21 protein-coding genes are annotated in these 19,063 nt (G+C 70.8%); 2 read left to right on the top strand and 19 right to left on the bottom strand.

The window, feature by feature from the left end; genetic code table 11:
- Positions 1–8: 8 nt before the first annotated feature.
- From AC1WTP_RS23330 to paaA, 12 genes are all read right to left on the bottom strand, one after another.
- Positions 9–374: an NADH-quinone oxidoreductase subunit A gene (locus AC1WTP_RS23330; RefSeq protein WP_111134310.1), complete on the bottom strand. Its 366-nt coding sequence runs from the start codon at positions 372–374 to the stop codon at positions 9–11.
- 138 nt (positions 375–512) lie between these two features.
- The gene (locus tag AC1WTP_RS23325) at positions 513–1,790 is read right to left on the bottom strand and encodes a geranylgeranyl reductase family protein (RefSeq protein ID WP_481651402.1); all 1,278 of its coding nucleotides are present in this window, start codon (positions 1,788–1,790) and stop codon (positions 513–515) included.
- A gap of 170 nt (positions 1,791–1,960) precedes the next feature.
- Entirely contained in the window at positions 1,961–2,188 is a 228-nt protein-coding gene (locus AC1WTP_RS23320) for a hypothetical protein (RefSeq protein ID WP_481651401.1), read from the bottom strand.
- A gap of 226 nt (positions 2,189–2,414) precedes the next feature.
- Positions 2,415–3,125: a demethylmenaquinone methyltransferase gene (locus AC1WTP_RS23315; protein WP_481651400.1), complete on the bottom strand. Its 711-nt coding sequence runs from the start codon at positions 3,123–3,125 to the stop codon at positions 2,415–2,417.
- Positions 3,126–3,265: 140 nt separating this feature from the next.
- Positions 3,266–4,462, bottom strand: coding sequence for a cell wall anchor protein (locus tag AC1WTP_RS23310; RefSeq protein WP_481651399.1), 1,197 nt, complete (start codon positions 4,460–4,462; stop codon positions 3,266–3,268).
- A gap of 206 nt (positions 4,463–4,668) precedes the next feature.
- Positions 4,669–4,803: a hypothetical protein gene (locus tag AC1WTP_RS23305; RefSeq protein WP_481651398.1), complete on the bottom strand. Its 135-nt coding sequence runs from the start codon at positions 4,801–4,803 to the stop codon at positions 4,669–4,671.
- Positions 4,804–5,025: 222 nt separating this feature from the next.
- Positions 5,026–6,216, bottom strand: a complete 1,191-nt coding sequence (gene mqnC, locus AC1WTP_RS23300) for a cyclic dehypoxanthinyl futalosine synthase (RefSeq protein WP_481651397.1) — start codon at positions 6,214–6,216, stop codon at positions 5,026–5,028.
- Positions 6,217–6,387: 171 nt separating this feature from the next.
- A complete protein-coding gene (paaE, locus tag AC1WTP_RS23295) occupies positions 6,388–7,524 on the bottom strand; it encodes a 1,2-phenylacetyl-CoA epoxidase subunit PaaE (protein WP_481651396.1) in 1,137 nt (378 codons plus the stop codon).
- Positions 7,521–7,997: a 1,2-phenylacetyl-CoA epoxidase subunit PaaD gene (gene paaD / locus AC1WTP_RS23290; protein ID WP_481651395.1), complete on the bottom strand. Its 477-nt coding sequence runs from the start codon at positions 7,995–7,997 to the stop codon at positions 7,521–7,523. The genes paaE and paaD overlap by 4 nt, the downstream gene beginning before the upstream one ends.
- A complete protein-coding gene (paaC, locus tag AC1WTP_RS23285) occupies positions 7,994–8,719 on the bottom strand; it encodes a 1,2-phenylacetyl-CoA epoxidase subunit PaaC (protein WP_481651394.1) in 726 nt (241 codons plus the stop codon). The genes paaD and paaC overlap by 4 nt, the downstream gene beginning before the upstream one ends.
- Before the next feature lie 76 nt (positions 8,720–8,795).
- Entirely contained in the window at positions 8,796–9,083 is a 288-nt protein-coding gene (gene paaB / locus AC1WTP_RS23280) for a 1,2-phenylacetyl-CoA epoxidase subunit PaaB (protein WP_088997011.1), read from the bottom strand.
- Entirely contained in the window at positions 9,080–10,150 is a 1,071-nt protein-coding gene (gene paaA / locus AC1WTP_RS23275) for a 1,2-phenylacetyl-CoA epoxidase subunit PaaA (RefSeq protein ID WP_481651393.1), read from the bottom strand. The genes paaB and paaA overlap by 4 nt, the downstream gene beginning before the upstream one ends.
- Positions 10,151–10,508: 358 nt before the next feature.
- Here paaA and AC1WTP_RS23270 point away from each other — a divergent pair, with 358 nt between their 5' ends.
- Positions 10,509–11,498, top strand: a complete 990-nt coding sequence (locus tag AC1WTP_RS23270) for a hypothetical protein (RefSeq protein ID WP_481651392.1) — start codon at positions 10,509–10,511, stop codon at positions 11,496–11,498.
- Positions 11,498–12,439, top strand: coding sequence for a serine hydrolase (locus AC1WTP_RS23265; protein ID WP_481651391.1), 942 nt, complete (start codon positions 11,498–11,500; stop codon positions 12,437–12,439). Before AC1WTP_RS23270 ends, AC1WTP_RS23265 begins: the two co-directional genes overlap by 1 nt.
- 66 nt (positions 12,440–12,505) lie before the next feature.
- Here AC1WTP_RS23265 and AC1WTP_RS23260 read toward each other — a convergent pair whose 3' ends face one another.
- The 7 genes from AC1WTP_RS23260 to AC1WTP_RS23230 form a co-directional block, all read right to left on the bottom strand.
- Complete coding sequence (locus AC1WTP_RS23260) at positions 12,506–12,880, bottom strand: hypothetical protein (protein ID WP_481651390.1); 375 nt, start codon at positions 12,878–12,880, stop codon at positions 12,506–12,508.
- A gap of 227 nt (positions 12,881–13,107) precedes the next feature.
- Positions 13,108–14,430, bottom strand: coding sequence for a hypothetical protein (locus AC1WTP_RS23255; protein WP_481651389.1), 1,323 nt, complete (start codon positions 14,428–14,430; stop codon positions 13,108–13,110).
- A complete protein-coding gene (locus AC1WTP_RS23250; protein WP_481651388.1) occupies positions 14,427–15,545 on the bottom strand; it encodes a hypothetical protein in 1,119 nt (372 codons plus the stop codon). Before AC1WTP_RS23250 ends, AC1WTP_RS23255 begins: the two co-directional genes overlap by 4 nt.
- Positions 15,546–15,714: 169 nt before the next feature.
- Positions 15,715–16,089, bottom strand: coding sequence for a hypothetical protein (locus AC1WTP_RS23245; RefSeq protein WP_481651387.1), 375 nt, complete (start codon positions 16,087–16,089; stop codon positions 15,715–15,717).
- A gap of 97 nt (positions 16,090–16,186) precedes the next feature.
- On the bottom strand, positions 16,187–17,038 hold the full coding sequence (locus tag AC1WTP_RS23240; protein WP_481651386.1) for a menaquinone biosynthetic enzyme MqnA/MqnD family protein: 852 nt from the start codon (positions 17,036–17,038) through the stop codon (positions 16,187–16,189).
- Positions 17,039–17,071: 33 nt separating this feature from the next.
- A complete protein-coding gene (locus AC1WTP_RS23235; RefSeq protein WP_481651385.1) occupies positions 17,072–18,412 on the bottom strand; it encodes an MFS transporter in 1,341 nt (446 codons plus the stop codon).
- 42 nt (positions 18,413–18,454) lie between these two features.
- Complete coding sequence (locus AC1WTP_RS23230; protein WP_481651384.1) at positions 18,455–19,036, bottom strand: helix-turn-helix domain-containing protein; 582 nt, start codon at positions 19,034–19,036, stop codon at positions 18,455–18,457.
- Positions 19,037–19,063 lie beyond the last annotated feature (27 nt).

Genomic DNA, 19,063 nt, shown 5'->3' with positions numbered 1-19,063 from the left:
TTCCTCCCTCAGTCCCAGTCCAGGCCGCCACGCCGCCACACGTAGGCGTACGCGACGAAGACCGCGACGATGAACAGGACCATCTCCACGAAGCCGAAGATCGGCAGGGCGTCGAACGAGACCGCCCAGGGATAGAGGAAGATGATCTCGATGTCGAAGACGATGAAGAGCATCGCCGTCAGGTAGAACTTGATCGGGAACCGCCCGCCGCCGACCGGCTGGGGGCTGGGCTCGATGCCGCACTCGTACGCCTCGAGTTTGGCCTTGTTGTAGCGGCGGGGGCCGGCGAAGCGGGCGGCCGCCACGGAGAACAGCGCGAACCCCGCGGCGAGGGCGAACAGCCCGATGATCGGTGCGTAAGGCGAGAGCGACATCGTTTTCTCCTGCTCGTCCTTCCCTGCCCTCGGTGCTTGACGAAAATCACACTATTCACGTCCCATCCGGCAACCTTCGCCGGGGGGCCGATCTCTGTGCGCCGGGTCCGCCGTCGTCACCGACCGTGGACCCGGCGGTCACACGGCTGGCGCCACCTTCGTCATCGCGTTGATGACCCGGTCCATCGCGTCCCCGCCGCGCGGGTCGGTCAGGTTGGCCAGCAGCTTGAGTACGAAGCGCATCAGCATCGGGTGCGGCATGCCGTGCCGGGTGGCCATCCGCATGATCTCCGGACGGCCGATCAGCTTCACGAAGATGCCGCCGAGCCGGTAGTAGCCACCGAACCGCGCCTTGAGCTCGGTCGGGTACGCGTTCAGCGCCCGCTCCCGCTCGGCGCCGGCCGGTCGGGCCAGGGCCTGCACCGCGATCTCCGCGGCCAGCTCGCCGGACTCCATCGCGTACGCGATGCCCTCGCCGTTGAACGGGTTGACCATGCCGCCGGAGTCGCCGACCAGCATCACCCCGCGGGTGTAGTGCGGCACCCGGTTGAAGCCCATCGGCAGGGCCGCGCCGAGGATCGGACCCTCCGCGTTGGACTCGTCGGTCATGCCCCAGTCCGCCGGGGTGTTCGCCAGCCAGTCGGTCAGCAGGCGGCGGTAGTTGGTCTTGCCGAACGCGGACGAGGAGTTGAGCACCCCGAGGCCGACGTTGACCCGGCCGTCACCCAGGCCGAAGATCCAGCCGTACCCGGGCAGCAGGTTGTCGCCGCTGTCCTTGCTGCGCAACTCCAGCCAGGACTCCAGGTAGTTGTCGTCGTGCTTGGCCGCGCAGCGGTAGTAGCGCCGCACGGCGACCCCGATCGGCCGGTCCTCCCGCTTGGCCAGCCCGAGGGCGAGCGGGAACCGGCCGGAGACGCCGTCGGCCGCGACGACCAGCGGCGCGTGGAAGGTGGCCGGGGCCTTGTCCGGGCCCACCTCGGCCTCCACACCGATCACCCGGCCGTCCGGGTCGAGCACCGGGCCGGTGACGTTCACGCTGGTCCGCAGCTTCGCGCCGGCGGCTACCGCACGCTGGGCGAGCAGATCGTCGAAGTCGAGTCGGGTGCGCACCAGGCCGTAGTTGGGGAAGCTCGCCAGATCGGGCCAGTCCAACTCCAGCCGGATCCCGCCGCCGATCACCCGCAGCCCCCGGTTGTGCAGCCAGCCGGCCTCTTCGGAGGTGTCCACACCCATCCGGACCAGCTGCCGCACCGCGCGCGGGGTCAGCCCGTCGCCGCAGACCTTCTCCCGCGGGAACTCGGTCTTCTCCAGCAGCAGCACCCGTACGCCGTGCCGAGCCAGGTGGTACGCGGTCGCCGACCCACCGGGACCGGCGCCCACGACGATGACGTCGGCGTCGTGCTCCACCGCGGTCATCCGCGCCTCCTCCCGCATGCTCGTGAAATGCTTCACAAGCCCAGACGGGAGGAGTCTATGACCGGGGTTACACCGGCGCCCGCTGAGGGGTACCTAACTTGCCGGAAACCCGGTCGTGGGGCGCTCACCAGCGGCGGAACGCCCGCCGGTCGGCGCCTCGGGTGCGGTCGTCAGCGCCGGGCGGGGCTCGCCGAGTCCAGGCCGGCGTCGACCCGGATCGTCTCCGGCAGGTGCTCGCGCAGCGCGCCGCCGGCGGCCCGATCGAGCGCGGCGAGGACCTCGGCCACCACCTGACGGACGTCGGCGGGATCCGCGCCGGCCAACTCCTTGAGCTGCGCGATGAGTTCGGCCGCGTCGTCGTCGGTGGCCGCCACCTCGTCCGGCTGCTCAGATCTCATAGCGGGAGCCTACGGAACAAAATGGACCAAAGACGGATATTCACGAACCAGGTGGTACGGCCCCAGGGTCCGGGTCGCCGGGCCCTGGTGCACGCCCTTTGCTCTGCTTCAACCGGCGCAACGGTCGACCGCCCGAACCGCTGCGGTGGTTGACGCAGAGCAAAGGCGTCTCACCGGTTCCCTCGCGGACCGGCACGGGTCACCGGCAACCGTGGTGCCGCCACGGTCAGGGGCGGATCCCGCGGTGCAGCGCGACGACCCCACCGGTCAGGTTGCGCCAGGCCACCCTGCCCCAGCCTGCTCCGCCGATCCGCGCCGCCAGCGCCGCCTGGTCGGGCCAGGCCTGGATCGACTCGGCCAGGTAGACGTAGGCGTCCGGGTTGCTGGAGACCCGACGGGCAACCGCGGGCAGTGACCGCATCAGGTACGACAAATAGACCGTGCGGAAGGCGGGATTCACCGGCCGGCTGAACTCGCAGACCACCAGCCGCCCGCCCGGCCTGGTCACCCGGGCCAGCTCACGGAGCGCCGCGTCGGTGTCGACCACGTTGCGTAGCGCGAAGGAGATGGTCACCGCGTCGAAGCTGGCGTCGGCGAAGGGCAGTCGCAGCGCGTCCCCGGCCACCAGCGGCACCAGGGGGCGGCGACGCTTGCCGGCGTGGAGCATGCCGAGCGACAGGTCGGCCCCGACCGCGTACGCCCCGGACTGGGCCAGCTCCTCCGTCGAGACGCCGGTGCCCGCGCCGACGTCCAGCACCCGCTCGCCGGGGCGCAGGCCGAGCGCGGCCCGGGTGGACCGGCGCCAGGACCGGTCCTGGCCGAAGGAGAGGACCGTGTTGGTCAGGTCGTACCGCGCGGCCACGCCGTCGAACATCGCGGCGACCTCGTGCGGCTGCTTGTCCAGGCTGGCGCGCTGGCCCTGGGGGGTACGGCTCACCCCTCCACTCTGCCAGCCGGGCGCCCGCACCGGACCGCTGGGTCGGCCGCGGTCCCGGCCGGGCGGGCGTGCGCCCGGCCGCCCCCCGGACATGCGAACGGGCGGGGTGGTCACCCACCCCGCCCGCCGCGTGTCACCCGTCAGTCGGTCGACGTCTCGTCGCCCGGGGCCACCAGGACCACCCGGCGCCGCCGGGAGATCAGCAGCAGCGCGCCACCGACCAGCAGGACGGCCGCGCCGATCCCGCCGATCAGGCCGGCCTGCACACCGGTCACCGGCAGGCCGCCGCCACCGCCGCCGGTGCCAGGGTTCGGGGTCACCGTCGGCTCGCCGCTCGGGGTCGGCGTCGGAGTGGGCTGGGCGCTCAGGTCGACGAAGACGTCGAACTGGGCGGTGTTGTCGCCGTCGTCGGTCTCGGTGAACGCCTTGCGCTGCGCTCCGCTGGCGATCCGCGGCGTCTCCTCCGGCGTGCCCTCGGCGGCGTCCAGGCCGGCGGCGAAGAGAAAGCCGGGGCGCAGCACCGGCTCGGTGACGCCTGCGCCGACCCTGACCCGCACGTCCGCGGTGTAGAACTGGCCCGGCTTCAACACCGCGCCGGAGTCCTCGCAGTACGCATGGGCGAAGCCGCCCAGCGTCTGCTCGACACAGCCCTCGGGCAGCTCGGCGAAGGTGACGTCGGCCGGCAGGGTGATGCCGTACGCGATTCCGGTCGCCTTGCGGCTGCCGCCGTTGTAGACCGCCCAGTCCAGCGGTGCGGTGTCTCCGGGGCGGACGGGCTTGAGCCCGCTCTCGCCGGCCTCGTCGCCGTCGACCTGCACGTCGGCGTAGACGTCCTGCACCCAGGTGGTGAGGTCGTAGCCGGGCTTGGCGACGGTGATGTCGTGCTCGACGCTGTCGCCCTTCGCGTTGGCCGCGCTGATCGTGACGACCAGCGTGCCCGCCGCGCCCCGGCCGCCCGTGGAGAAGATCGGGATGCCGAAGTCCTCGGTGGTGCCGCCGGTCAGATCGCCGAGCAGGCAGCTGAAGGTCGTGCCGTCGACCTCGCAACCCTCGGGCACGACCACGCCGACCTTCGGCTTCTTGGGGTTGAGGCCCTTGGTGTCCACCGTGACGCGGACGTCCTCGGCGTCGACGGCGGTGGTGTTGACGACCTGGAACTTGAACGGCTTGGCCTTGGCCTCCTTGACGCCCTTGGCCAGCTCGTAGCTCAGCGGGATCAGCTGGAGCTCCGCCTGGTCGGCGGCCTGGGCCGGGGCCGCCGCGACGGTCACGCCGCCGACGGCGAGCAGGGCTGCGACGCCGGCGCGCGCCAGCGCGGAACGGTGGAACGGTGTCATCGATCCCCCGGGGTTAGGGAAAGAAACTGATGGTTGCGGAACCGAGCGGACGTTATCGAAGGTCGATGCGGCACGCCAGTTCCGCCCGCCGGTTTTCATCCGTCCGGCCCGGACGGCATGGACGGTGCGGGCGGGTTGGTCACCCGTCCCGCCCGCACCGCCGTGCGTTATGTGAACGGCCCGCGCGGGCCGATGGAGGACGGCGTTCAGGCCGCCGGCCGCTCGTCGCCCGGCGTCACCAGGACGACCCGGCGTCGCCGCGCGACCAGGAACATCACACCACCGGCGGCCGGCACGGCCAGGCCGATCCCGCCGATCAGGCCGGCCTGCGGGCCGGTCACCCGCAGCCCGCCACCGCCGCCGTGCGGGCCGCCACGATCACCGCGACGCCGTCGGTGTTGTCGCTGTCATCCACATCGCCTCGCGCCGAGCGGATGCTAGCGATCGACGACTACCGTCGCCACCCCCCACGCCGGGCCGTCGTGTCCTGCCTGTCCGCCCGAAACCCGGACCGCGCCGACCGACCCCACCGGAAAGCCCGGAACAGGACCAACCGGCCAGGGTCAGTTGACCTCGACCAGCGGCAGGGACTTCCCGGCGCCGCCGCCCGGCATCGCGATCGAGGAGAAGTGCGATACCACCCGCTCGTCGGTCGGGTCGTCGGCCGGGGTCCAGTGCACCGCCAGCCGGTGGTAGAGGGTGTCCCGCTGGGCCGGGATCCGGTCCGCCGACCGGATCATGCCGATCAGCTCGTGCAGGTTGGAGCGGTGCCGGGCACCCGCCGAGGAGATGACGTTCTCCTCCAGCATGATCGAGCCGAGGTCGTCGACGCCCATGTGCAGGGCGAGCTGGCCGACGTCCTTGCCGGTGGTCAGCCAGGACGCCTGCAGGTGCGGCACGGTCTCGAAGAAGAGCCGGGACACCGCGACCAGTCGCAGGTACTCCAGGGTGGTGGCCTGGGTCCGACCCTTGAGGTGGTTGTTCTCCGGCTGGTACGTCCACGGGATGAACGCCCGGAAGCCGCCGGTGCGGTCCTGCACGTCGCGGATCATCCGCAGGTGCTCGATCCGCTCGGCGTTCGTCTCGCCGGTGCCCATCATCATCGTGGCGGTCGACTCCAGGCCCTGCCGGTGGGCCAGTTCCATGACCTCCAGCCAGCGCTCGCCGGATTCCTTGAGCGGGGCGATCGCCTTGCGGGGCCGCTCGGGCAGCATCTCCGCGCCGGCTCCGGCGATCGAGTCCAGCCCGGCCACCTTGATCCGGGCGATCGCCTCGTCCAGGCTGACGCCGGAAACCTTGGCCATGTGCAGGATCTCGCTCGGGCCGATCGAGTGGATGGCGAGCTGCGGGTACGCCTGCTTGACCGCGGAGAAGAGCTCCTCGTAGTACTCCACGCCGTAGTCCGGGTGGTGCCCGCCCTGGAGCATGACCTGGGTGGCGCCCAGCTCGACCGCCTCGCCGCAGCGGCGCAGGATCTCCTCGGTCGGGTGGGTCCAGCCCTCCTTGTGCTTCGGCGCGCGGTAGAACGCGCAGAACTTGCACGCGGTGACGCAGACGTTGGTGTAGTTGATGTTGCGGTCGATCAGGTACGTGACGATGTCGTCCGGGTAGCGCCGCCGGCGTACCGCGTCGGCCGCCTCGCCCAGCGCGTGGAAGGGCGCGTCGGTGTAGAGCAGCAGGGCCTCCTCGGGCGTGATCCGCCCGCCGTCCGCGCCGCGCTGCAGGATGTCGTCGATCTCCCGGCTCACCGTCACGCCCCCGAGCCTACGTCCCCCCGCGCACCCCCACCCCCGGGTGCCCCGCCCCCTGTCACCCATCCCACGCCCCTTCCTCCCGCGATCTTGCACTTTCGGCCCGCTGTCCGTCCGATAAGCGGCATAAGTCGGGACCACAACTGCAAGATCGCCGAGGGGAGGTGGACGGGGCTATGCGTCGTAGTCGACGGTGAGATTGTCGGTGGTTGGGGTGGATTGGCAGGTGAGGACGTAGCCGGCGGCCAGCTCGTCGGGCTCCAGGGCGTAGTTGCGGGCCATCGTCACCTCGCCGTCGACGACCTTCGCCTTGCACGTCGAACAGACCCCGCCCTTGCAGGCGTACGGCAGTTCGCCGCGCACCTTGAGCGCCGCGTCCAGCACCCGCTCGTGGCGGCCCATGGTGAAGCTCGACGAGCGGCCGTCCAGCAGGATGGTCACCTCGGTGCCGCTGCCCGACTCGTCGGCGGCGCGGCGCGGCGGCTCCGGCGGCGCGTCGACGTGGAACAGCTCGGTGTGCACCGCCGACTCGGGCAGGCCGCGCCCGGTCAGCGCCGCCTTCGCGTCCACCACCATGCCGTACGGGCCGCAGAGGAACCACTCCTCGATGGCCTCGCCGGGCACCACGGTGTCCAGCAGCCGACCCAGCCGCTCGGCGTCGATCCGGCCGGAGAGCAGCGCCGACTCCCCCTGCTCCCGGGAGAGCACGTGCACGAGGTGCAGCCGGGTCGGGTAGCGGTCCTTCAGGTCGGCCAATTCCTCGGCGAACATCACCGTGTTAGCCGTGCGGTTGCCGTACACCAGGGTGAAGGTGCTGGCCGGCTCGACGGCGAGCGCGGTCGCGACCAGCGCGAGCACCGGGGTGATGCCCGACCCGGCGACCACCGCGCCGTAGTGGCGGACCCGGTCCGGGGCGAACGCGGTGGTGAAGTGCCCCAGCGGCGGGAGCACCTCGACCGTGTCGCCGTCGCGCAGCGCGCCGCAGGCGAACGCGGAGAAGGCGCCGCCGGGGATCTCCCGCACCCCGATCCGCAGCCGGCCGCGCCGGGCCAGGTCGTCCGGAGTGGAGCAGATCGAGTACGACCGGCGCACGTCCTCGCCGGCCGCACCGGCCGAGCCGGTGAGCCCGGCTCCGGCGGGAAGCCGCACGGTCAGGTGCTGGCCGGCCCGGAACGCGAAGGTCTCCCGCAGTTCCTCGGGTACGGCGAAGGTGATCGCCACGGCGTCGTCGGTGAGCCGGTCGACGGCGGCGACCGGCAGCGGGTGGAAGACCGGCCGGCGGCGGACCGGGCGGGTGATGGTGACTGTCACAGCGCCTTCAGGTGGTCGAAGGGTTCGGAGCAGGAGCGGCAGCGCCAGAGCGCCTTGCACGCGGTGGAGCCGAACCGGCTGACCTGCTCGGTCTCCGGGGAACCGCAGCGCGGGCAGCGCACCGCCAGGGTGAGCGGCACGACGCCGGCCGCGCGCACCGGAGCCGGCGGGGCGATACCGGCGGCGGCGAGCTTGGCCCGCCCGCTCGCGGAGATCCAGTCGGTGCTCCACGCCGGACTGTAGACCGTGCGGACCTCGGCGTCCGGATGGCCCGCGGCGGCCAGCGCCCGGCGGATGTCGGCCCGGATGACGTCCATCGCCGGGCAGCCGGTGTAGGTGGGGGTGATGGTGACGACCACCCGGCCGGTGGCCGGATCCTCGTCGACCGCCCGCAGGATGCCCAGCTCGTCGATGGTGACCACGCGGATCTCCGGGTCCACCACCGCCGCCACGGCCGTCCTGGGATCGGTCACCACGCCGCCCCGGGGTGGGCGCGGTGCAGCACCTGCATCTCGGCGAGCAGGTACGACAGGTGCTCGGTGTGCACGCCGTCCCGCCCGCCGGCCGGCGCCCATGCGGTCTCCGGCCGGGTGAGCGTCGCCTCGTCGAGCACGGCCGTCACGGTGGCGTCGAACCGGTCGCGCAGCGTCGCCGGGTCGACCGGGGCCGCCGGGTCCGGGGCGAAGAGCTCCGCAGTGTACGGCCAGACCTGGTCCACCGCGTCCTGCATCCGGCGGTGCGACTCCTCGGTGCCGTCACCGAGCCGCTTCACCCAGAGCGAGCCGTGGTCCAGGTGGTAGGCCGACTCCTTGCGCGCCTTGGCGCCGATCGCCGCCAACCGCTCGTCCGCGCAGCCGGCCAGCGCGGTGTAGAGCGGCAGCTGGTAGGCGGCGAGGAAGAACAGCTTCGCCATGGTCACCGCGAAGTCGCCGTTGGGCAGCTCGACCAGGAGGCAGTTGCGGAACTCTCGGTCGTCGCGGCGGAACGCCAAAGCGTCCTCGTCGCGGCCGGCGCCCTCCAGCTCGCCCGCGTACGTGAGCAGCAGCCGGGCCGCGCCGAGCTGGTCGAGGGCGATGTTGGCCAGCGCGATGTCCTCCTCCATCTCCGGCGCGCGGGTGGTCCACTCGGCGAGCCGCTGCGCCGCGATCAGCGCGTCGTCGCCGAGGGCGAGGGTGAAGTCGAACGGGCCGGTCACGCCGCCACCTCGCTCCGCTCGGCGGCGGCGCGACGCGCCCCGGTGCTGAGCCGGATGGTTCGCTCACTGCGCTCGCTCACAGGTGGGCCACCCCGTCCGGCACCTCGTAGAAGGTGGGGTGGCGGTAGACCTTGTCCGCGGCCGGGTCGAAGAAGGCGTCCTTCTCGTCCGGGCTGGACGCGGTGATCGCGGCGGCCGGGACCACCCAGATCGACACCCCCTCCTGACGGCGGGTGTAGAGGTCCCGGGCGTTGCGCAGGGCCAGCTCGGCGTCGGGCGCGTGCAGGCTGCCGACGTGGGTGTGGGACAGCCCGCGCCGGGCCCGGACGAACACCTCCCAGAGCGGTGCTTGTTCCTTGCTCACGCGGCCACCTTCTCCTTCTGCTGCTGTGCGCGCTTGGCGGCGTACGCCGCGGCGGCCTCGCGGACCCACGCGCCCTCGCGGTGCGCGGCCCGCCGGTGCGCCATCCGCTCCCGGTTGCACGGCCCGTCGCCGGAGATCACCCGCATCAGCTCGGCGTAGTCCGGCTGGGTGAAGTCGTACGCCTGCCGCTCGTCGTTCCAGCGCAGGTCCGGGTCGGGGATGGTCAGGCCGAGGACCTCGGCCTGCTGCACGCACATGTCGACGAAGCGCTGGCGCAGCTCGTCGTTGGAGAAGCGCTTGATCTTCCAGGCCATGGACTGCGCCGAGTGGGTGGAGTCGGTGTCCGGCGGGCCGAACATCGCCAGCGACGGGTACCACCAGCGGTCGACGGCGTCCTGGGCCATCGCCTTCTGCGCCGGGGTGCCGTGTGCCAGGGTGTGCAGGATCTCGTAGCCCTGCCGCTGGTGGAACGACTCCTCCTTGCAGACCCGGATCATCGCCCGGGCGTACGGGCCGTAGGAGCAGCGGCACAGCGGCACCTGGTTGACGATCGCCGCGCCGTCCACCAGCCAGCCGATGGCGCCGACGTCGGCCCAGGTGAGGGTCGGGTAGTTGAAGATCGAGCTGTACTTCTGCCGGCCGTCCAGCAGCAGCTCGACCAACTCGTCCCGGCTCGCCCCGAGGGTCTCGGCGGCGGCGTAGAGGTAGAGGCCGTGGCCGGCCTCGTCCTGCACCTTGGCGAGCAGGATCGCCTTGCGCTTGAGCGACGGCGCCCGGCTGATCCAGTTCCCCTCCGGCTGCATGCCGATGATCTCGGAGTGGGCGTGCTGGGCGATCTGCCGGATCAGCGTCTTCCGGTACGCCTCGGGCATCCAGTCGCGTGGCTCGATCTTCTGGTCGGCGTCGACGACCGCGGCGAAGTACGCCGCCAGGTCCTCGTCGGGGGCGGGCCCGCCACGGCGCCCGCGCTCGGCGGCCTCCCGCAGCGCCGCCTCGGCCGCCTCGACCTCGCCGAGCAGGCCACCGCCGCCGGGCGCGTCCTCGGCGGGGAAGTCGTTGCCATACATGAGGTCAAGTGTTACAGCTGTCGACTCAAGAAACCAGAGGGTGTAACAGGATTCTGCCGGCACCCTTCGTCACCGGCCGACCGCTCCCCGTGGAGGTTCAAACTATGACTTGGGTCACGCGGCAAAGATGAATCCCCCCAGAAAACGCATACCGGTCTGATATCCCGTCTTCATGGCAAGTTGCCAGGTGTGGGGTTCTGGCGCGTCGCCGATCCGGACGTAGACTTTCGCCGTCACACCGATCGGCTGCCGACGATCGTCAGCCAGCGAGGCCGTCCCCCCGGCCTCGGCCGTCCGCCGATCCGTCCGGGCAACAAGCCGGTTCCCCCCGGCCCTGACATCTGGAGCTCACCCACTCATGCGATCCCGCGTGACCATGGTGCTCGCCCTCGTGGCGGTCCTCCTCGGTGGCGTCCTGCTCGTCCCCGCCGCGTACGCGCGGCTCGCCGGTGACGGCGACGCCGGGGGCGGCGGAGGCGGCGCGGGCAGCGTCGCGGCACCCGAACCGACGCCACCGCCCCCGCCGACCCTCGCGGCGGGACCGGTCGCGGTGACCTTCAAGGGCGAGTTCTTCTCGTGGGCCCTGATGGACCGGGAGACCGGCAAGATCTCCGGCTCGAAGAACATGGCCTCGACCAGCTCCACCGAGTCGATGATCAAAGCCTGGATCGTCTCCGACTACCTGCGCCAACTCGGCGACAAGGAGCCGTCGTCGGAGATGAAGAAGGCCGCCAGCGTGGCGATCCGGGACAGCAACGACGACGCGGCGAACAAGGTCTACTACGCCGCGGGCGGCTCCTACCGGAAGTCCGCGGACGGCCAGCCGAACCCGGTGATCAAGCGAGCGATCAGCATCTGCGGCTTGACGGACACCAAGCGTGGCGACGTCGCCGGCTACGAGGGCTACTGGAGCTTCACCCGGATGTCCCCGCGGGACGCGGTCCGTCTCGGTGACTGCATCGCCGACGGCAAGGCGGCCGGGCCGAAGTGGACCAAGTGGGTGCTGGACGAGATGAGCAAGGTCCGGGGCACCACCGCCGCGAAGGACCAGAAGGCCAAGTCCGGCGGCGGCCGCTGGGGGATCATCGACGGCCTGCCCAAGTCGATCACCAGCCAGGGTCCGGTGAGCATGAAGAACGGCTGGACCCCGCTGAGCTACGACGGCAACTGGCACGTCAGCTGCCTCGCGGTGACCGACCGGTGGAGCCTCGCCGTGCTCCTGCGCTACCCCGTGAAGAGCGGGCTGAAGTACGGCGCGCAGGTCTGCGCCAGCGTCGCCAGCCAGTTGGTGACCCCGCAGCCCGGCGCCGCGCTGAAGGTGCCGCAGCAGCCGGTCGGAAAGCTCTGATGGCCGGCCGCCGGGGCGAGCGTCGGGACGCCTCACCACTGAGGCTGATCGCCGTCGCAGTGATCCTGATCGGCCTGGTGCTGGTGTCCCTGCGGCTGCTCCCCGGCTCGCCGTTCGAGTCCCGGGCCGCCGCCCGGTGGGGCGAAGGCGGCGGCTCCGGCGATCGCTCCACCGGTACGCCCACCGACCGCAGCTCGCGGCCGTCGCCCACGCCCAGCCCCAGCGAGACGCTGGAGCCGCTGCCGTTCGAGGCCAAGGACCTCGACCTGGACATCGAGGGCTGGTACGCCTGGAGCGTGCTGGACCGGCGCACCGGCGAGATCATCGGCTCGGACAACATGGACGAGACCAGCACCACCGCCTCGATGATCAAGTCCTGGATCGTCGCCGACTACCTGCGCCGGGCCGACGAGAAGGGCCAGACCCCGAGCGACGCCAAGCTGGCCGACGCCACGAAGATCATCCGGGACAGCGACAACACCCGGGCGCAGCAGTTCTACAACGCCATCGGCGGGTCCGCCTCGATCAAGCGGCTGCTCTCGATGTGCGAGCTGACCGACAGCAGCGTGGCCAGCGACGGCGGCTGGAGCCGTACCAAGCTGTCGCCGCGGGACACCGCCCGGCTGGGCAACTGCATCGCCGACGGGCGGGCGGCCGGGCCGAAGTGGACCAAGTGGCTGCTCAGCGAGATGCGGCAGGTCCGCGGCGCCGGTGACTTCGGCATCCGCAAGGCGTTCCCGGCCGCCGAGCGGAAGTCCATCGCCATCAAGAACGGGTGGATCGACCGGACCAAAGAGCAGGAGATGCACATCAACTGCCTGGCCATCGGCGACACCTGGACGATGGGCGTGATGGTCCGCTACCCGATCGGCATGGGCTACGACTACGGCATGAAGAACTGCCAGAAGATCACGACAGCTCTCCTCCGGTCCACCACGTAATCGAGCGGTGGTCGCCGGGTGAAGGTCCAGCGACCTCTGCCCGGCAACCACCGCTGACGATCGCTGTCAGTAGGCGACCAACCCCGAAACGGGGCTGCCGCCGTTGCCGTTGAAGATCGAGAAGTAGAACTTCGTCCCGTCCTTGACGTTCGTCGCGATCACCCGCCACGACCCGCCAGCCACGATGGTGTTGTAGTTGCACGGCGCGGTCGGCGACCCCCACCGCACGCAGGCCGAATGGACGTCGGCGTCAGGTGCGCTGGTGACGCGCAGGTTGATGTCCGCGCAGCGCGAACTGGTGTAGTACGGCCCGAATGTGGCCGTGCTACTCAGGCCAAACGCTCCGGTCTTCCAGCTCACAGCTCCCCCGTAGCAGGTCGCCGCCTGCGCGGGCCCGGCCGACAGCACAATCGACGCCGCAGCTCCGAACAGACCGACCACCAGGCCGCTGAAAACTCGTCTCATCATTTCGTTTCCAATCTCATGTCGAGTGTCGCAGGCTTTCGCCTCGGCGATCAGAGGGCGACTCTCTGTACCTGCAGTCACGCAACGTCGCCATTGAGCATTTCCGTTTCTGCCACCATCGTCGCCACAGCATGCGGCCGACCAACCGACTCGTTGCGGCCCAGTGGGTCGCAGGGGCCGCTATCGCGCCTTACTGCCCGCAATCACTTATCGACGGACTTGAGGCAGGACGTGAGGCCTTCGAAGGACCCGTGAGATCGCGATCGCACGACCACCTCCCGGACCGTCTTCGACCGTCCGAACGCCGCCCTGACGAGCGTGTCCGGCACCACTGAATCGGAGGGCGAGGTCACAATGCATGTCCTGCGCGCGGTGGTGGGTTCTGCATCCCTGGGCGCAATCGAACGACACGGCGCAAAGCTGGCCGCGATAACTCCTCCCACCGTGGCCGTCGCCGGCCCCGGTTCCGGTAGCGCGCCGGTCTCCGGACAGATTTCCTGCAATTGAGCAAGAATTGCCGGCGACAGCGAATCCACCCCGTACCTCCCCCATAGCCGGTCGGACAGAGTGCCAATCCCCTCCCTGTCCGTGCCCTGGCGCACAGCCGCTACGTTCTCGGCGAAGTACCGGTCATCCACGTACCCCAACTCGACCAGGGCGGATCGCCGGTCGAATTCGGTTACCGGCAGTGACCGCGTCTCGATGCTCGCGGCCTCCAACGGAGCCGACGGAAGGTTCCTCTCACCGATTCGTCGCAAACGCTCAGTCACCAGGCGGGTGACATCCGCACCAACCGGGTAGGGCCTTACCAGAACGGCGAAATCCACTGCGTCGGCACCGAGATATCCCAGCCGTGCAGACGCCCACGATCGGCCAACGAAACCCCGAAGATCCAGCCCATCTCGTTGTCGTATTCCGTTCACCAGGCTGCGATACGTGTCCGGAGTGAAGCCCCAGTGATGGCCCACGCCAGCAATGTCGCACGCTCGCGCCAGCCCGGCCCCACGGTCGTCGATTCCTACTGAATCCCGCAGCGCGCGGTAATAGGCGGTCAGGGCTTCATCACACCCGTCCGGCAGATCCTCGGTGACCCAAGGCTCCTCGACCACCAGGAGGTTGAAACGGTTGGACAGATCCGGGAACGCGGCACGGAAGTCAGCCAGGCCCACGCTGCCTGACAGTGCGGACTGGCCTGGTCCGCCGAAGTCCACGACGACGGTCTCAGTGGTCTTGGTCTGCGCCTCCAGCAGCGCGTACCGCCAGGTTCGACCGCCGATGGTGATGTCCCGGCAGGGCTCCCGCGTGGGCCGCGCCTGACAGGTCTTCGCCAGCGGCGGCGCGGCCGTCTCGCTGCTCGCTGCCGAAGTCAGTTCGTCCGGACTGCTTTCAGACCGGACCACGATGAACGTGGCCGCGGCAGCCAGCGCCAGGCATACGGCGGTCGTCAGGACCGGGCGGCGGAGAGCGCCGCGGATGAACCGCGACGCCCTCCCGGTAGCACCGGCCGTCGGGTGGGCTCGCTTCACCAGCCGCTGTCCTTGGCCACCCAGTACTCGGTGGTACACGCCTGGGTGCAGCCCGGCCTGACCTCGACCCAGTTGTAGTCTGCCCAGATCGGCAACACCGTTGCGTTGACGGCGTCGTAGTCGCCGGCGACATCCATGTACATCTGACCCGTCCGGCTACCGTCGAAGTCGATGCCGATCTTTCGAGTGCTCGAGTTGATGTCCAGCCAGTAGTCCTGGCAGACGTTGATGGGGAAGGTGACGCTGCCGGTCACGCCGCCGTAACCACCGCCGAGGGTGTAGTTCTGGTTGCTGTCACAGACCCGGCTCGGCGAGCGTGGCGCCCAATCGTTCAGGCGGACCAGCTTGTATTCGTGCCCCTTCCAGGGACGGGCCGCAACGTAGAAGTCGTTGGTGTAGACATTCCCACCGAACTTCAGGGGCGCAGGGGTCCACAACGCCCAACGGTTGTAGATGAAGTGGACCGTCTTGTCCTGCGCCCAGACCTCATAGCACGAGACAATCTTGTGGTCGCGGTCATGCGCGTACACCGGGACGAACCAGGTGGTGGTGCACCCGTTGTCCTCCTTGTACATGTTCTTCACGTCGAAGCCCGCACCGTAGCCGGAACTGCCCTTCGGCTGCGATTTCCGCGCTCTCGGCAGCTGGGCGGAGTCACCCCCGCCGTACTGGATGCCGACGGCCGCCGCGGTTCCTTCCGCGCCGAAGTCCTTCTGCGCGTAGGTCATGCTCTCCGGAGCCTTGTGCCCATCCCACACCAGAGTGATGTCGGCACCCGGGGCATAGGGATCCGGAACGGAACTGGTGTGGACGGCCCGCTCGTCCACGAGACGGCCGGCGCGTGCCGCTTCCGTCAGATGCTCCTTGATCCTCGTCGTCGCGCGGTCGTTGATGCTGGTCCGCGACCGTTGCACGGCGCTCGCGTCCTTGTGGGCGGCCAGCAAGGAACTGCTGTCGAACTTGGTGATTCTGACGTCGCCATCCTTCGGAGCCCCGGCAGTCGCTGGACTGCCGAATCCGACCAATGCCGAGGCTACGATCGTGGCGCTAATCGCCAACGTGAGCGAGCGCCGGATTGGGCGCTCCCTTTCATAGGCATGGACGTGCTCAGACATGTTCCTCCCCGTCTACGGAACGAATGCCAACCGCATCGCGATAGTTGGCGACAACGATGCATGTGACTGTAACGATGCCATCCGCTCCGTGCTGCCCCGCACTTGTGACAGACGGTGAAGAAGTCGACGTGACCTGCCCCTACATCCTCGAAATTTTTATCGACGTCCGTCAGTCGAGGCAGCGGATCCACACGATATGGGGGAAAACGCCCGCCCCGATCCGCGCGCCATCGACGTGGATGAGGCCAAGTTCGGCTGGTCGGTGCCGGCTGGATCCCGGCTCCACACACTCAGGGTGCCCGCTTTCGTGCATGTCGCCGTCGCGGTCTATCCAGATTGGCGACCGCAAGTCGTAGCTTCGGCCATCGCCGGACGTACTGCCCGAACCTTCACGGAAGACGATCGCCGTTCCCGCCACGTTCACTCCGACCACGGTGCCTCGGACGACTGTTGCGGCTGAAGCATCGCCGCGCAGGACGTGAGTGACCACCCCGCCGACGGCGGCAGCGAACGCGACGCCAGCCACGAGCGCGAATAGCGGCATTGAGACCGATCTACCCAACGTCATGCACGCACCCTACCGAGCTACCAGAGATGCGTGGCGTCCAGCTGAAGCGGAGGGCCGCGTCGGACCTGAGCTGTCAGCTTGAGAAGAAGGCGGGGCCGCCGGCGGGGAGGGCCGGGGTCGCGCCGAGAGCCGCGGCCCGGCGGGCGAACTCGCGCAGGCCGGCCACCTGGCGCTCGCCGAGCGAGAAGTCCAGCGCCCGGAAGTACGAGGCCAGCGTCTCCGCGTCGAACGTCTCCCAGCGGGCGCCCGCCTCGGCCACCTGGTCCAGCTCGGCCAGGCAGAGGTCGCGCGAGCGCAGGAACGCCTCGTGCACCTCCTTGACCAGCCCCGGGTGGGCGGCGGCGAAGTCCCGGCGGACCGCCCAGACGGCGAAGACCATCGGCAGCCCGGTCCACTCCCGCCAGGCCTGCCCGAGGTCGGTGACCTCGAGCCCGCGCTTCGGCGCCTCGTAGAGTGCCCGCAGCGCCACGTCGCCGATCAGCACCGCGGCGTCGGCCTCCAGCAGCATCTGGGTCAGGTCCGGCGGGCAGCGGAAGTACTCCGGCCGGACGCCGTACCGCTCGCCGAGCAGCAGCTGGGCCAGGAGCACCCCGGTCCGCGAGGTCGAGCCGAGCGCGACCCGGGCCCCGTCCAGCTCGGCCAGCGGCCGGGTGGAGACGATGTTCACCGAGAGCACCGGGCCGTCGCTGCCCACCGCCAGGTCCGGCAGGAGCAGCAGGTCGTCGGCGTGCCGCAGGTACTCGACGTGCGAGATCGGGCCGATGTCCAGGTCGCCGGCGACCAGCGCGGCGCTCAACCGGTCCGGCGAGTCCTTGTGCAGGTCGACGTCGATCAGCGCGCCGGAGCGCATCAGACCCCAGTAGATGGGCAGGCAGTTCAGGAACTGGATATGCCCGACGCGGGGGCGCGCGACATGCTCGACCATGGCCCGACCGTATCCCGGCCCGCCGGCCGGAGCTCAGCGGGTCGGCGCCGGAGTGGCCAACCCCGCATCCGCCCCGCCCGCCGCCGTACCAACCAAGGTCCCGCCGGCCGTCCCCGCGCCGGTCGGCGCGGGCCCTGCGCCGGTCGCTTGCGGATCGGCCGGCGGAGCCGCCGCGCGGAGCGCCCGGCGTAGGGGCAGCGCGATGGCGGCGACCACCAGCAGCCCGGCCACCCCGCAGCCGGCCACCAGCGGCCGGGGTGCGGCGACCTCCAGGAGCAGGCCGCCGGCCAGGAAGCCGACCATCGCCGCGCCCTGCACCGACGCCCCGAAGGCGGCGAAGGCACGTCCCCGGGCCGCCTCCGGCACCCGGCGGGCCAGCAGCACGTTGTCGAAGACGTTGTTGCCGCCGTTGAGGACGCCGCCGACCAGCCAGATCGGCACGAGCAGCAGGGCGGCCGGCACCGCGGCCGAGACCAGCACCATCAGGCAGCAGCCGCCGAGCAGCGCCAGGCCGGCCCCGACCAGCGCGCCGTCCCGGTCGAGCCGCCGCACCACCCGGGCGAACAGCCACCCGCCGACCAGGATGCCGAGCGTCCAGGCACCGGTCACCAGGCCGTACATGGTGGTCGAGCTGCCGAGCGTCTCGCGGATGAAGAAGACCTCGACCACGTTGATCGCGCCCACCGCGCCGACCACGCCCGCGACGCTGGCCACCATCGCGACCAGCAGCTTGTCCTGCCGCAGCCGCCAGCCGGGCGCCGTCACCGCGCCGCCGGCCAGCGCCGGCTCCGGGTGCCGCCGGCCGCCACGACGGGTACGGATCAGCAGCCCGGCCACCACCAGCGCGAGGTAGCTGCCGGCGTCCACGAGCAGCGGCAGGCGCGGCCCGAACTCGCCCACCAGCAGCCCGGCCAGGGCCGGTCCGGCGAGCGCGCCGAGCGTGCCGGCCGACTGGTTGAGCGCGCTGGCCCGGGGCAGGTCCCCGGCGCGGACCATCGCCGGCACCAGCGCCGCGAGGACCGGCTGGGTGACGGCCAGGCCGGACGCGAGCAGCGCCACCAGCACGATGACCAGCACCGGGTGCCCGGCGTAGGCGAGCGCGAGGCAGATGCCGGCCTGGGCCACCCCGGCGGTCACCAGGATGGTGCGGCTGTCCACCCGGTCGGCGAGCCGCCCGGTCAGCGGCGCGAGCGCCACCAGCGGCAGGGTCGCCGCCAGCAGCAACCCGGACACGGCGAGCCCGCCGGCCCCGGCGGACTGCAGGGCCAGGGTGAGCGCGCTGGCGGCGAGGAAGTCCCCGCAGCTGGAGATGCCCCGGGCGGCGGTGGCGAGCCAGACGTCGGGCCAGCGCGACCGGACAGGCGTGAAAGACATACTTCGAAAATAGTCCTTCACACCCGATCGGCTCAACCCCTTTCAGTCCTGCGGCAACACCTTCAACTGCACCGAGACCGTGCGGGCCGCGGCCGGCGGATCCACCCGGGACCGCTTGCGGTACGGCTCCAGCAGGCGGTCCACCGCCTCGTTCAGCGCGCTCATCTCGGCGGCGGTCAGCAGCAGTTGGGTGTCGGAGAGCCGGCTCGCCGCGTACCACTCGGGCGGCTCGTCGGGCGCGCGCCGCAACCAGTCCCGGCTGCGCTCCACGTCCCGGGCCAGCCACGCCTCCACCAGCGCACGCTCGGCGGCCTGCGCCTCCGGCTCGGTGGCCCGGCCGGCGTCGACGGTCCAGCTCTGGCTGACCGTCCGCCACACCCGCTCCCGGGCGTCGCCCCGGCTCGGCGCCTGCTCCACCAGCCCCGCCTTGGCGAGTTCCCGCAGGTGGTAACTGGTGGCGCTCGGGGAGAGGCCGACAATCTCCGCGCACTCGGTGGCGGTCGCCCCGCCCTCCAGCCCGCTGAGGTGTTCGGTGATCGCGAGTCGGGCCGGGTGGGCCAGCGCCCGCATCACCCGCGGATCGCTGATCGTCACGCGGCTACGCTCGGCACGCGGCTCGGTCATCCCACCATGATCCCGGCCCACCCCGGC

The sequence above is a fragment of the Micromonospora sp. R311 genome, from assembly GCF_056780015.1.
This window is presented reverse-complemented; position numbering and strand designations above follow the sequence as displayed.

What these genes read in the sequence shown, in the direction of transcription:
- AC1WTP_RS23330 (WP_111134310.1), bottom strand. Translation starts at nt 374, where the DNA reads ATGTCGCTCTCGCCTTACGCACCGATCATCGGGCTGTTCGCCCTCGCC.
- AC1WTP_RS23325 (WP_481651402.1), bottom strand. Translation starts at nt 1,790, where the DNA reads ATGACCGCGGTGGAGCACGACGCCGACGTCATCGTCGTGGGCGCCGGT.
- AC1WTP_RS23320 (WP_481651401.1), bottom strand. Translation starts at nt 2,188, where the DNA reads ATGAGATCTGAGCAGCCGGACGAGGTGGCGGCCACCGACGACGACGCG.
- AC1WTP_RS23310 (WP_481651399.1), bottom strand. Translation starts at nt 4,462, where the DNA reads ATGACACCGTTCCACCGTTCCGCGCTGGCGCGCGCCGGCGTCGCAGCC.
- paaA (WP_481651393.1), bottom strand. Translation starts at nt 10,150, where the DNA reads ATGTATGGCAACGACTTCCCCGCCGAGGACGCGCCCGGCGGCGGTGGC.
- AC1WTP_RS23270 (WP_481651392.1), top strand. Translation starts at nt 10,509, where the DNA reads ATGCGATCCCGCGTGACCATGGTGCTCGCCCTCGTGGCGGTCCTCCTC.
- AC1WTP_RS23265 (WP_481651391.1), top strand. Translation starts at nt 11,498, where the DNA reads ATGGCCGGCCGCCGGGGCGAGCGTCGGGACGCCTCACCACTGAGGCTG.
- AC1WTP_RS23250 (WP_481651388.1), bottom strand. Translation starts at nt 15,545, where the DNA reads ATGTCTGAGCACGTCCATGCCTATGAAAGGGAGCGCCCAATCCGGCGC.
- AC1WTP_RS23245 (WP_481651387.1), bottom strand. Translation starts at nt 16,089, where the DNA reads ATGCCGCTATTCGCGCTCGTGGCTGGCGTCGCGTTCGCTGCCGCCGTC.
- AC1WTP_RS23240 (WP_481651386.1), bottom strand. Translation starts at nt 17,038, where the DNA reads ATGGTCGAGCATGTCGCGCGCCCCCGCGTCGGGCATATCCAGTTCCTG.
- AC1WTP_RS23235 (WP_481651385.1), bottom strand. Translation starts at nt 18,412, where the DNA reads ATGTCTTTCACGCCTGTCCGGTCGCGCTGGCCCGACGTCTGGCTCGCC.
- AC1WTP_RS23230 (WP_481651384.1), bottom strand. Translation starts at nt 19,036, where the DNA reads ATGACCGAGCCGCGTGCCGAGCGTAGCCGCGTGACGATCAGCGATCCG.